Raw genomic sequence first — 13,041 nt, 5'->3', positions numbered from 1 at the left:
GGAGACACCGCGTGCACCGCGGTTGCCTGCGCGAAGGGCGCAGTGGAAGGGTCACCTGGGGATGAGCCGCAATGCGTGGTCGAAGGTGGCTGTAGAGGAGCTGATCCGTCGAGCCCGCAGGGGGGATAAGGCCTCGCTGGAGGAGCTCTTCCGGCGCTACCAACGCAAGTTGGTGAAATGGGCCTTGCGGACTCCTCAGCCGCCACCGGGTGTGGCGCGCGCCTCGGACATCGCGCAGGACACGGCGCTGCGCGCGTTCGACAAATTCTCCACGTTCAGTGGGACGACGGAGGCCGAGCTGCTGGTGTGGCTCAAGCGCATCCTCGCAAACCAGGCCGTGCAGTTGGACCGGGGCGCGCGGCGGAAGAAGCGCTCCGCTGGGAGCACCGTGCCTCTGGACAGCGCCGAGGCCGAGGCAACCCCTTCCCGCGGGAAGAGTCCGAGTCAGGTCGTTTTTGAGCGGGAAGCGTGGCGCCAGCTCCTCATCTACCTCTATGAGCTCCCCGAGGAGCAGCAGGAGGCCATCAAGCTCTGTCACCTGGACGAGTTCCCGGTCGCGGAGGTGGCGCGCCGGATGGGGAAGACGCAAGCGTCGGTGGCGGGGTTGCTCCTGCGGGGCCTGCGGACCTTGAGAGCTCGAATGCAGGAGGGCGCTGCCGGCGCCAGCTCGGACGCGACGCGGGCCGCGCTGCTGACGTACCTGCAGAAGCGCGATGCCGGGGAGACTGTGGACCAGGATGCTTTCATCGCGGCCTACCCGGACTGCGCCGACGAGTTGCGGGCGAAGCTGGAGTTGCTGGGTCGCATCCGCGATCTGCGTCCGAAGCCACCCCCGGCGGCGCGGGCGGGTCAACGGACGAAGAAGACATGATGGGGAGCGCGGCGATGCGTGTCGGAGAATATGTCCTTGCCCGCAGGGTGGCGTCCGGAGCCACGTGTGATGTGTATCAGGGGCACCACTCGGTCACCGGGCAAGCCGTGGCGGTGAAGATGCTCTCCCCCAGCCTCTGCTCGGACGAGGAGGTGGGAGGGCGCTTCCTCAATGAAGCGCAGGCGCTCCAGCAGCTGCGTCACGAGCACTTGGTCCAGGCCGTCACCTCGGGAGTTCTACCTACGGGACAGCCCTTCCTCGTCTTGGAGTGGCTTCCCGGAGATCTGCATCGACTGCTCAAGCGCGCCGGAGGCCAGCTCCCGGTCCAGGCCGCCACCCGTGTCGCCGCGCAGCTCGGCGCCGCGCTCGCGTTCTTGCATGACTCCCGGATCTTCCACCGCGACCTGAAGCCGGCCAACATCCTGGTGGCCACCGACAACCTCGCACTCATCGAGGTCAAGCTCGCGGATCTCGGACTGGCCAAGATCCCGCGCGAGGAGGGCCATGAAGGCGGAAAGGGGCTTGCGGCCTCTGCGATCTCGACGGCAGGACGCGCCCTCCTCGGAACGTGGGACTACATGGCTCCGGAGCAGTGGGTGCAATCCAAGACCGCGAGTGGACCTGCGGATGTATACGCGCTCGGCATTCTCCTGTTCCAGATGGTGGCGGGCAGGCTGCCATTCGTCGCCGAGCAGCAGAAGGATCTGATGTATCTGCACCTCCTGGAGAAACCCCCAATCGAGTTGCTGGAGGGCCTGGCTTCACAGGCTACCCGCGACCTGATCGCAGGAATGCTGCGCAAGAAACCGCTGGAGCGACCGGCGATGCGCGAGGTCGCTCGGCGGCTGGCGGAAACACCTCTCATGTAGCCCGGACTCCTGGGTCTCCACACTTCAGCCTGGATGACATGAACACGATACATGCCGTGCTTTGCCTCGATGTGGATGCTCCCGTCGCGGACGACGACATCCTGCCCCTTCTTCCTCCAGCACGGAGGGAGCTGAAATTCCTGCGCCTGAGCACCTTCGTTACCCAGGGGCCGAAAGGAAAGCGACCAACGTCCGGCCCTGTGGACTGGATCGCGCTCGCGAACGCCGTATCCCGGCTGGCGGGCGAGGCGCTCGCGCTCCGGGACTCATCCTCCACGCCCGTGGAGTTCTTCGTCATGGGCTTGGCGCCGTTGCCTCTCTTCGTTCTCCTGGGGGCCGAGCTTTCTGCGTGGGCGAAACCCCAGACATTTCTCAACGTTCGAAAGGACACCACGTGGGATGTCCTGAGGCTGGATGACAAGCGCCCGAGTGGGGTTCGCTACTTCGACACGGTGGTCGGGCTGAGTGATGTGCCTTCGGAGGCGAACGGCTTGGTGGGGGTCTTCATCTCAACCCAGGCCATGCTGCCGCGCGACGCCGTACGTGACTTCTTGAGGGCGCAGGGGAACGGTATCGCCGGCGTGGTCGAATGCCGGAACAGCACCGGCACGCCGGTGGATGCCGCTCATGCACCCGCGATCGCGGAGGAACTGGCGCAGGTGCTGGCAGCCACCCGGCGTGCGTATCCCAATCACTCGGGCCTGGCGCTCTTCGCCTCGGGACCGGCGTCGCTCGCGTTCATGGCGGGTCGGGCCTTCAACCCGAGGGCGATGGGGAGGGCGTGGGTGGCCAGCTATGCACCGCCCGGATACGAGCTGGCGTTCACCTTGCCGTGGAAGCCCGTATCGAGGGTGGAGTTACGCCGTGGACCGAAGCATGAGCAGGCGCGTCAGAAGGTCCTGCTGGCGGTGTTGGCGGGTGCCCAGAAATTGAAGGCCACCCTCCAGCGTGAGGATCTCCCGCCGTTCCTCGCGTCGTCCGAGGGGGAAATGCTCCTGACGCGTCTCCACCAGCTGACGATCGCCGATGCACCGGAGGGGGATGAGACGCGTCTGAGCGTCGGGCAGCGGCGGCTGACTTTCGGGCGCGGACTGCTCGAGGGCATGCGCCAGCTGGACGAGCGCCACCGGGAGCCCTTGGCTCTGCAGTATCTGCTGCATGAGCTCTTCCACTTCGATCAGGAGCTGACTTCCCAGAACTACCGTGGCGTCGGACGTGGGGGCTTCGCCTTGGAGGAGGTGGATTATTGGGCGGACACCCTGGCGATCGGCACGCTGGCGAGCTGGCGGATGAGAGAGGGGGGCCCACAGCTTCAGCGCGAGCCTGGAAGGGTTCTTGCCGAAGAGATCGACGTGAGCCTTCGGGGAATCGAGACCTTCGATCGCATGGAGAGCGGTGATCGCATGGGGAAATTGCTTGAGCGGCGTTTGCGGCGCTACCTTATCTGGGCGCTCCAGCTCGCACGAGCCAGGACGCTTCGCTCCGATACGGGCATCTGGAAGGTGCTCGGCGAGCGTCTGATTGTCGAGTTGGCCCCTCTCCACGGAAGCTTCGACGACGTGCACGACAAGGTCGTCGTCGAGGCGCTTCCCGATACCGAGATGTTCGTCGTCTGGGGGAGACGCCTAATGAGACATCAGCGACGACCCGGGTTCGATCCCGCAGACCTCGTGGACGTCGTGCGGACGTTCGATCAGAGCGCACTCCGCTCGATGATGGAATACGTGGTGGAGAAGGAGCACTCGGTGTTGACTCCGTGGGTTGTTTGACGGGGATGCTCGGGCCATGCGTAACGGTGAAACCCACATGATGGATCTGACCGAGTCACTGCGCAGGATACTTCGCAGCGTCGAGCCTTCGCAGGAGGAGAAGGAGGGCGCGCAGCGCAGCCACCGCTACCTCCGAGACATCCTGGTGACCGGAAACATGGAGTCGATCATCCGGGAGCATTTCCTGAGCGGTAGCTACCCACGGGCAACCGCCATTCGTCCGCTCGATGACGTGGACATCATCTTCGTCGTGGATCCTGGCCATTGGAAAACGCCGAGTGGCGGCGCTCTCCCTGACCCCAGCGCGGTGCTTCAGACCTTCAAGCGGGCATTGGAGTGGCGGTATCCGGAGACGGAACTCCGGGTTCAACGTCGATCCATTCGGCTCCAGATGTGGCACCTGAATGTGGACGTGGTCCCCGCAGTCAGCGCGGACGGAAGAGGCAGTGAGCGACTCCTCATCCCGGACGCGGAAAATGATGGGTGGATCCGCTCCGCGCCCAAAATACACGGTGCGCTCTCGACGGAAATCAACCAGAGGCAGGGAGGATTATTCAAGCCGTTGGTAAAGCTGCTCAAGACCTGGAATCTGGGCGCGTCCGAGGATCTGCGCCTCAAGTCGTTCTGTGTTGAGACGATTGCTGCGAGGCTGTTTGCTTCAGCTAGGCTACGCTCTCTTCAGACCGGCCTCGTTCAGTTCTTCGATTTCGTCTGCTACATCGGCGGTGGCCCGTGTGAATACCCCTGGGGAGATGATCGTGGCATGTCACTCCGCCTCGGGAATTGCGTGGTGCCGGATACGGCCGAGTGCACGAACGTGGCGGTCAGCGTCACGAGGCAAGGTCGCGAGTGTTTCCTCCGCCGGGCCGCGGCCAGCCGGGAATGGATTCTCCAAGCGGAGCAAGCCAGGACATGGAATGAGGCAGAGCGCAAGATCGAGCAGGCGTTTGGAAGCCATCTGCGAGAGCTCGGTTGGTGACCCACGGGGCGCTCCCGTGCGCGCGATCTTCGCGCTAACGGCATCTATTCTTTCTGGAGGACACCATGCAGGTTCGACAAGCAGTTCATGACTTCATTTCCGCACTCGAGCTCACCTCTGCCGAGAGGACGGCCGCCAGCGACCAGCACAAGTTCCTGCGCGATGGACTCGCCAGCCGGCTGGAGATCGAGCCCGACCACTACCCATTCCTCACCGGTTCCTACGCGCGGAGCACGGCCATCCGTCCGCTCAAGGACATCGACCTGTTCTGCGTGCTGAAGCGCACGCCCGAACTCGACCCGGCCATCAGCAGCCCGATGGATGCACTGAAGACGGTGCGACGCGCGCTTGAGGATCAGTACTCGGGCAAGACCGCCGATCCACAGAACCGCTCGGTGAACATCTCATTCTCCACCACGGGAATCGCCTACGATGTCGTCCCCGCGTTCCTCGATAAGGGCAACAGCGAGATCTTCTGGATCCCGGACCTCCAGGCGAAGACCTGGATCCGTTCCAACCCACGTATCCACGAACGCTTGTCGGTGGAGGCCAACGAGGCCGCGGGCAAGGAACTCAAGCCCCTCACCAAGGCGGTGAAGCACTGGAACCGGCGGCAGCCGGACGGGGCGCGACTGCGGTCGTTCCTCATTGAGGTGATGATCTGGGATGTGCTCGTGGCGAAGCCGGAGAACCGGCTTGATGGCCTCATCCAGATCTTCGAGGGCTTGGCTTCTCGCGTGCTCCTCGATACGCAGGATCCGGCGGCGCTGGGGCCATACATCAACCAGGGCATGACCGACGCGGAGAAGACCGCCGCGAAGACACGGTTGAGCCAGGTTGCCGTGACGCTGAAGGAGGCGAAGGAACTCGCGCAGGCTGGCCACACGGAGCGGGCCCATGACCTCCTGTACGGGCTTTTTGGGGATCCCTACCCGGAGAAGGGAAAGGAGGGGCGCTCGACCGTCATCGGCGTTTCGGCATCGCTGCCGTCCGCTCCAGATGGTCACGGCTCCAGGTTCGGGTAGACATCCATGCCATTCCCTGACAGTGACCGACGGCGGTGGCTGGAGGAACTGCGTGTCCTCCACCAACGACACCCCAACATCCTGCGGATTGAGGAGCGCCCGGTGACCTTCGCCGAAGGCACGGTCGATACCGCAGTTGGACCCCGGCGATACCGGCTGGTATGGCCGCCGGAGTTTCCCTTGCGCCCGCCCGTTACCTGGGAGTTGTCAGTCGATGGCGCAGACGTGATCGACCATCGCGCCCATGGGTACATGTTCCCGGATCTAAGTCTGTGTTTGTTCGCGCATGACCCTCGACGAGGATGGCGACCAGAGTACACAGCAGGAGAGGCTCTCGATCGGTTCGTGACGTACCTGGAGGAGGAGACTCGCGGCGAGTTCCCTCGAATCGAGGACATCCCCCTGACGACGCACTCCATCCGGGTCTCCGTGCCGCCGAGCATCGTGGCGGCGCTGCGTCAGGGGGGCGAATGGGGAATGCTGATGGTGCTTGGTAGAAAGGACGGGCGGCTCCTACGTGTGATGAGCGTGGACGGAACCTCGCCCTCGCTGATCATTACCAGACCTCTCGCGGCCGACCTTGGGGCGCAGTGGGTTGCCTCGCTGGGGTTGAGCCGTCTGCGGCAGGGTTTGTGGTGCAGGATCAACAAGACTGTGGAGCAGGTCCCTTTGTCGCTGCACATGCTTGAAGAGTGGATTCGACAGCAGCTCCCGAACGAACAAGCACGACAGTTGTTCATGGAGCAGGCGTTGATCCTGCTGGTGTTGAACGATGGGTTGAGATTCGTCCTCATGAGGACCGGAACCGCTCCGGACACGGACCCTAAAGAGAGGTTGATCTATGTAAAACCTTTCGAAGAGAACCTCGAGGAGCGCATATTCCAGCGCGTTGACGATCGCCTGGGGGACAGCAAGGGACTCCAGCGCGCGCAGGTCGCGATCGTCGGGGTAGGCAGCCTTGGCAGCAGTGTTGCGGTCGCGCTTGCGAAGACCGGCGTGGGGAGGTTCGTGCTCCTCGACCCGGAGTTCCTCGACCCAGAGAACGTGGCGCGGCACGTGGGCGGTGTAGACGAGATCTGTTTGCCCAAGGTGGAGGTCGTGAGCAGAGCGATTCGTCGGATCAACCCCGTTGCGGAAGTGCTCCAGGTGCAAGCCGCGCTCTCGTTGGATCCGGTCGGCTGGGGGATGGATCCGACGCAGCACCTCATCGAGGTGACACATAACCCGCTGGGCATTGTCGTCTGCGCCACCGCCACGACCGAGGTGGAGCGCGTGGTCAACCATCTGTGTGTGACCGGCGCATGCCCCGGGATCTTCGCCGCAGTATTGGGACGTGCGGAGCACGGGCGGATATTCAGGGTTCTGCCGGGGGTAACGCCCTGCTATCAATGTGTGCTGAACGCTCAACACGCGGAGCCCGGTCGATTTCCGCGCTTCGACCGCGTTGACATGGGTGTCCCTGCCTATCAGCAATCAGGATTCCCCGGGCTCGGGATGGACGTTGAGCAAGTCGCGCTGATCACCGCGCGGATGACGTTGCAGACTCTCGGAGAGCGGATCAAGGGTGGGCTCGATTACCCGAAGGCTCACGGGGATCACCTGATCTGGTCCAATCACGGAGGATGGGCAGTTGATGGTCCGCTTCAGGTGAGGGTGGAGCGCATCCCACAAGATCCCGCGTGCCCCGTATGTGGGATTGGGGATGAACTCCCACTGGCCTCGGAGGAGGAGAAGGAATTGGCTGCCCTGCAAGTGGACCGGTTGAAGAGGTCTTGACCAGTCAGAATGGACGGGAGAGCACGGCTTGTTTTCTTTGGCCGGCGCATAGATAGATGGTGCCCCACCCCTCGAATCCCCCAAGGCGCCGACGGTACAGGCCGCCACCCATGAGCGCGAACGGAAGGCCGAAGCGGGCTGTGCGCCGGGCCGGTGGAGAGGCCATGTAGCCGTTTCAAAAAAAGCACCGGCTCGTGATGGCTTTCACCCGCTTGGGCGTCTTCCCTATTGAGTGCGAAAGGCGGATGCGACGGAGGTGCTGATGAGGAGCGCGGAGTTCTTGGAAGAGCTGTTCCTGGACCTGATTCAGGATGTCGAACCCACCCCCAGCCAGAAAGAGGATGCCCAGCGGACACACCACACCCTGCGGTACCGGTTGGACTCTGGGAACATCGGGCTTCGTATCATCGACTCGTATCTGAGCGGCAGCTATGTGCGGCATACAGCGATTGCTCCGCTCGATGACGTCGACATCATCTTCCTTATCGATCCGTCCAAGTGGCCGCGCGGCTTTCTTGCGGATAAGCCCCGTCCCAGCGTGGTCCTCACCACGTTCGAGCGCGCTATTCGCTATCGATATCCCGACAGCGTAGTCCAGAGGCAACGCCGCTCGGTGGGGCTGGCGCTCAACAAGATGCATATCGACGCGGTGCCCGCCATTCTCGAGTCCTCCGAGAGCGGCCGAATCTATGTCTTGGACTCAGAGACGGAGGAGTGGATTCTCTCCGCTCCCAGGGTTCATGCTGAGCACACGACACATGTCAATAAACAGCGGGAGGGACGGTTTGTCCCCCTAGTCAAGGTACTAAAGTTCTGGAACAAGCGCATCCCTCCCACCGCGTGTTTGAAGTCCTTTGCCATTGAGACGATCGCGGTGCGGTTCTTCTCCGAGGTCGGTTTCAGCTCGTTCACGGAAGGTGCGCTCCTGTTCTTCGACTTTCTGGCCCAGTTTGTGGGAGAAGCCAGGCAGAACTGGAGGAGTGACTTCGGTATCAAGCTGAGCCGCTGGGCTTGGACTCCCACAGTCCCCGATGTCGCTGGCACGGGAAGCAACCTCGTGGCAGGGCTGGAGGAACAGCACCGCGTCAAATTCCTTCAGCACGCGGTGTCCAGCCGCAACCGCCTATGCGAAGCGCTCGATGCGCGGACACCGGAGCGTTGCGAGAACCGGTTCCAAGCAGCCTTTCACATCTATTAGTTCGCCAGCACACGGCCGAAACACATAGATGGGATGAGATGCCGTGATGTCCAGTCAAGCGGTCGTTACCGCCTGCGCTGCCCGCGGGGAGGAGCGTGGAAGGAACGAAGGTGAAGGGCTTACCGCGCTTGGCGATGGCTTAGAGGGAGTGCATGCGTTTGCTCATGCACCATTTGCCTGTCCGAAGGCGTGGTGGAGTGGGGGGACCCGCGGGGATTTCTTCCCCACCTTTTCCCCACGTGGAACATGCGTCTGCCCACTCTCGTGGCTCTCCCGCTGAGTCCCTTCACGTGGAGCGTGACCCGGCGACCCGCTCCAGGGTGAGGCGCGCGAGCTGGAGGATCTCCTCCTCGGAGAGTTGCCGGGTGAGGATGAGGTTGCGATCCGCTTTGAGCTGGCGCGTGGCCCCCTCGGCCTGGAGGTGGAACTGTCCCTGCTCCTGAGCGGCGAGCTTCTGGGTCCCATCCGCGCCCCGGCCATTGGAGAACATCGGCTTGAGCTTCTTGAGCGCCGTGTCCTCCTTCACGCGGCCCACCAGCCAGGTGCCCACGTTCTCGCGGCACTTGTAGTCCAGGTCCCCTGGACTCTGGGTCGCGAGCATCACCCCCACGCCCGCCGAGCGCGCGCGCTTGAGCAGGCTCTCCATGGGTTGCTTCGTCGCGGGTTGGCTTTGCGCTGGCAGGTACAGGTCCGCCTCGTCGAAGAGCAGCACCGCTTGCAACTGGGAGGAGGGGTGCTGGCTCGCCCAACGCAGGGTCTCCAGCAGGAACTGGGACACCCAGAAGAGCACGCTCGGGGTGCCGCCCAGGAACTTGGTGCTGATGACGCTCAGCCGCGTCCGTCCCGTCCCGCCCGAGCCACTCCGGCCGAGGAGCGCCTCCAGATCGAGCCGTTCCCCGCTCGCGGACAACAGCACGCGCGAGTTGAGGCGCAGCATGGTGAGATCCTGGGTGAGCTTCGTGAAGGACTTGGGATCCAGTCCCTCCGCCTCGCGCACGAGCTCCGGATCCGCCGAGTGGACGAACTGCTGGAGCATCTCGAGCGTCACGTCCCGGCCACCGAGAGGCCGGCGCACGAGCAACTGGAGCGCCTGGCCGAGCAGGGCTCGCGCGGCTTTGTCCCGTGGACTGCTCTTGTACTCGAGCATGCCGGCGATGGCGTCCGCCGCCTGCTGCACGGCCTGCTCGCGCTCCTCGGGAGGCAGGGTGTCCAGGCCTCGGGGCACCACGGGAATGGCCAGCGGACGTCCATCCGAGCGGCCCGGGGTGTAGAGCGCCACGTCCAGGCGCTCGCGCAACTGGCGGCGGCGCTCCTCGAGGGCCGGGTCCGCCAGGGGCTCGCGCCAGGCCTCCTCGCGCGCGTACCCGGCCAGGTCTCCCTTGCGGTCCACGAGGATGACGGGGATGCCACGCGCGAGCAGCTGCTCCGCGATGTTGAGCGCCACCGTCGTCTTGCCGCTGCCGGTACTCCCCAGGAAGGCGCTGTGCCGGGTGAGCGCCTGCGGATCCAGGGTGATGATGCTCTCGAAGAGCCCCTCCTGGCTACCCAGCCGCAACGGACCCGTGGGCATCCGGGGCTCCGGCGTACTCGTCTTCGAAGGCGCGTCCTTGGACTTCGGTGCGGGAGTCGTGGCGTCCTCGCTCGGACGTGGCCCGGAGGCGGGCCCCGACCCGGAGGACGGCTGGCCCTGACGGGGGCTGCTGTTGGGATCGATTCCCAGGATGTCTCCCAGCAGCTTCAGCCGGGTGAGGGGCCGTTCCGTCTGGCGCCAGGCCTGCAAGGTGCTCGCGTCGTGTGGCTTCTGGAGGAAGGCGCGCAGTGCCAGCAGGTCGCGCAGATCTCCATCTCCGAGCACCACCCGGCGTCCTCCCTTCTTCTGCAGCCGCAGGAGCTGGTCGGCCACGACGGTGCCCGTGCTCGAGGGAAACTCGGTGGTCCGCACCAGCACGGGCACCTGTCCCTTGGCGGATTGGATCGCCTCGGCCATCTGCCGGCCCAGGTGCCCACCCCGTGAGGACTTGTTGCAGAGCGCGACGAGGAGCCGCTGGCCCTCGGGTCCCGAGGTGAGTTCCAGGGAGGCGCCATCCCGCGTCCGCACGGTGACGCGCGCCGCGCTGTCCAGCTCGTCGTTGGCCGTCTTCAGGCTCCAGGCGAGCAGGATCGAGAGATCCTCGTCCTCCGTGGGGACCTGCGCCTGGAAGGTCGCGCGGAAGTCGATCCACGCCTGTTCCAGCTCCGCGACCGGCGTGGGCTGTGGCGGGTGCCCCTCCGTCTTTTCTCCGCCCTCCGTCTTCGCACCCGCGTCCTCCAGGGGGAAGCGCTCGGGCAGGCGGCCCTCCAGGATGGCGCGATCGCGGTAGCGGCGGAGCAGATCCAACACGTCGCGGGGACGCCAGCCGCTCAGCGACTCGAAGCCCGCCGGGGGGAAGGGCCAGGTGGGATCGCCCGGATTGAACGTGGCGCCCCGCCGCTCGTAGAGGACCTTCAAGCGCAGCGCCGCGATGTCCCGTGCCGTCTGGGCCGTCACCAGGTGATCGAGCTGCACGGGCTCGGGATCGTGCTCGATGCGATCGAGCATGGGGCGCATGAGCCCCTCGCGCGCACTGACCCAGAAGTCGGACAGGCAGCAGACCACGATGATCGCCGTGGGCACGTTGCCCGCCAGGTGCACGAGGAAGTTCATCGCCCGGCGGAAGGGGGGCTCCATGCCCGGCCGCAAGGCGAAGTCGGCGATGTCCTCCACCTGGTCCACGCACAGCACGAACGCCTGGCCCAGCACTCCCAGCAGGTGGCCCACCTGCTCCAGCATCCACTGCGGACCCTCCTCGTCGGCATGGGAGACGAGGTTGCCGAGCACCCGGGCATCCGCCGGGGACAGTTCCCGGCAACGCATCCACTGGAGCACCGCGTGGTGCAGGCGCACGTCCCGGTTCTGGAGGAAGATCAGCGCACGCAGCAGATCCACGGACACCGCGCGGAAGCGGGGATCCTCCCGCTGCAGCTCGTAGGCGACCGTGGACACCATCTCGTGCAGTTCCTCGTCCTCGAGGATGCGATCGGCGGCGATGAGCGGGGCGAAGACGCTCTTGCTGGTGCCCATCAGCGCGTCCGACAGCTTCATCAGCCCCGAGGTCTCATCCACGCGCTCGTCATAGGGGCGGTCGAGCGAGTCCATCACGCAGCGCAGGACATGACGCCCGTAGTGGGGCGTGTCGACCGTCATCGGCAGGTAGCCCACATAGCCCTGGGTGTGCCCGTGCACGAGGTTGCGGAACGCGCGGACCAGGTGCGTCTTGCCGCTGCCGGATTCGCCTCGCAACAAGAGGATCTTCCCCGTGTCGGGCGGGGGCGAGGCCACCGCGCGATTCAACAGGCGCTGGAAGGCACGTCGCGCGGTGGCGTTGACGGACTCCACGTCGAAGGGATCCTGCTTCCACAGGTGCTGGCCCTGCTGGATGCCGCTGAACACCTCTTCGCCGTCGGTGAGGAAGGCCTTGAGTCGGGGATCGGAGGTCATGGAGTCTCCTGGGCAGGGGAGTCGACGACGACGAAGTGGAAACGGGCGCCTGGGGTGCGCACCTCGGACTCGGACACCACGCGGGGGTCCATGGCCGACACGAGATCCGCCCGGCTCAGCGACAGCCGCCGGGTGCGGTTGGCCTCCAGGAGCGCGGCGTTGAAGGACTCGCGGTCACGCCACTCGGGTTGGAGGGCCCGCCACACGTGGGCGATGAACACCTTGTCGGGTCCGAAGCGGTGGCCCGCCGGAAGCGCCCGGGCCGTCGCGAGCACCTGCTCCGCGAAGCTCGGGGCGGAGCTTGGACGCGGGGCCGGGGCGGGGGTCTCGGGTGGGGGAGGCTCGGTGGCGGACGGGGGTTGTTCCCCGGAGAGCAGCCAGGCGCGTGCGTTGGCGAGCCGCACGGCGTCCGCGTCCACGCGGGTGGCCCCGACGGCCCGCGCGGCGAGCTGCTCCAGCGCGTGGTCCGGGTCGGTCACGTCCAGCTCCAACAGGGAGCCCAGCAGGTGGGCCTGGACGGCGCTCAGCGTGAAGGGCCGGTGGGTGTCCACGCCGAGCTGGCGCCACAGGAGCCGGTCGCGCACCTGGAGGAGCGTGGGGTGGGGCTTGCCTCCGCCGCCGAGCTGGCGCTGGAGCAGGGCCGCGCGGAACCCATCGGCGTCCGCGAGCCACGCGAGCGTCGTGGGCGAGGAGGGCAGCCCCAGTCCGAGCGCCTGCAGGTAGGTGGCCTTGAACTTCTTCCACGTCAAGCCCCGGGGCCGGGCTTCCGTGCCAAGCAGGCGCAACCCCCGGGCGAGGCCCTCGTCGGACAGGGTCAACCCCCCCCGGGGACCCACGCTCACGAGCGACTCCTGGCGCAGGTGCTCGACGAGGGCCGGGCAGCGTTGCTTCCACTGGGCGCGGCCGAAGTGGTGCTCCACGAGGGGCCCGAGCGCTTCTTCCAGCTTCGAGCGAGAACCCTTGCGCTTGGGTTGGGTGATGAGCCAACAGAGGGCGAGCCCCGTCAACCGGGTATCGAGCGTGTCCATGGGGCACCC

General features: G+C 65.5%; 9 protein-coding genes. 7 read left to right on the top strand and 2 right to left on the bottom strand.

The window, feature by feature from the left end:
* The first annotated feature begins 61 nt into the window (after positions 1–61).
* The 7 genes from CYFUS_RS27950 to CYFUS_RS27920 all read left to right on the top strand — a co-directional run bounded on the left by CYFUS_RS27950 (position 62) and on the right by CYFUS_RS27920 (position 8,487).
* Positions 62–871, top strand: a complete 810-nt coding sequence (locus CYFUS_RS27950) for an RNA polymerase sigma factor (protein WP_157758695.1) — start codon at positions 62–64, stop codon at positions 869–871.
* The gene (locus CYFUS_RS27945) at positions 868–1,740 is read left to right on the top strand and encodes a serine/threonine-protein kinase (protein ID WP_095988009.1); all 873 of its coding nucleotides are present in this window, start codon (positions 868–870) and stop codon (positions 1,738–1,740) included. The genes CYFUS_RS27950 and CYFUS_RS27945 overlap by 4 nt, the downstream gene beginning before the upstream one ends.
* A 38-nt stretch (positions 1,741–1,778) precedes the next feature.
* Positions 1,779–3,509: an SAVED domain-containing protein gene (locus CYFUS_RS27940; RefSeq protein WP_157758694.1), complete on the top strand. Its 1,731-nt coding sequence runs from the start codon at positions 1,779–1,781 to the stop codon at positions 3,507–3,509.
* A gap of 37 nt (positions 3,510–3,546) precedes the next feature.
* Positions 3,547–4,488, top strand: a complete 942-nt coding sequence (locus CYFUS_RS27935; protein ID WP_095988007.1) for an SMODS domain-containing nucleotidyltransferase — start codon at positions 3,547–3,549, stop codon at positions 4,486–4,488.
* A gap of 65 nt (positions 4,489–4,553) precedes the next feature.
* A complete protein-coding gene (locus CYFUS_RS27930; protein WP_095988006.1) occupies positions 4,554–5,513 on the top strand; it encodes a nucleotidyltransferase in 960 nt (319 codons plus the stop codon).
* 102 nt (positions 5,514–5,615) lie between these two features.
* Positions 5,616–7,289, top strand: coding sequence for a HesA/MoeB/ThiF family protein (locus tag CYFUS_RS27925; RefSeq protein WP_157758693.1), 1,674 nt, complete (start codon positions 5,616–5,618; stop codon positions 7,287–7,289).
* 280 nt (positions 7,290–7,569) lie between these two features.
* On the top strand, positions 7,570–8,487 hold the full coding sequence (locus tag CYFUS_RS27920) for an SMODS domain-containing nucleotidyltransferase (RefSeq protein WP_157758692.1): 918 nt from the start codon (positions 7,570–7,572) through the stop codon (positions 8,485–8,487).
* Between the two features lie 286 nt (positions 8,488–8,773).
* On the opposite strand, the gene CYFUS_RS27915 is transcribed toward CYFUS_RS27920, so the two are convergent.
* Together CYFUS_RS27915 and CYFUS_RS27910 are read right to left on the bottom strand one after the other, a co-directional pair.
* Positions 8,774–12,004, bottom strand: coding sequence for a helicase HerA-like domain-containing protein (locus tag CYFUS_RS27915; RefSeq protein WP_095988003.1), 3,231 nt, complete (start codon positions 12,002–12,004; stop codon positions 8,774–8,776).
* Positions 12,001–13,032 (bottom strand): hypothetical protein, encoded by a 1,032-nt coding sequence (locus CYFUS_RS27910; protein ID WP_095988002.1) that lies wholly within the window; start codon positions 13,030–13,032, stop codon positions 12,001–12,003. Before CYFUS_RS27910 ends, CYFUS_RS27915 begins: the two co-directional genes overlap by 4 nt.
* Between the last annotated feature and the right edge of the window lie 9 nt (positions 13,033–13,041).

This window comes from Cystobacter fuscus (assembly GCF_002305875.1).
Classification (GTDB): domain Bacteria; phylum Myxococcota; class Myxococcia; order Myxococcales; family Myxococcaceae; genus Cystobacter; species Cystobacter fuscus_A.
The sequence above is the reverse complement of the archived record's forward strand: the minus strand, read 5'-3'. Positions and strand labels throughout refer to the sequence as shown.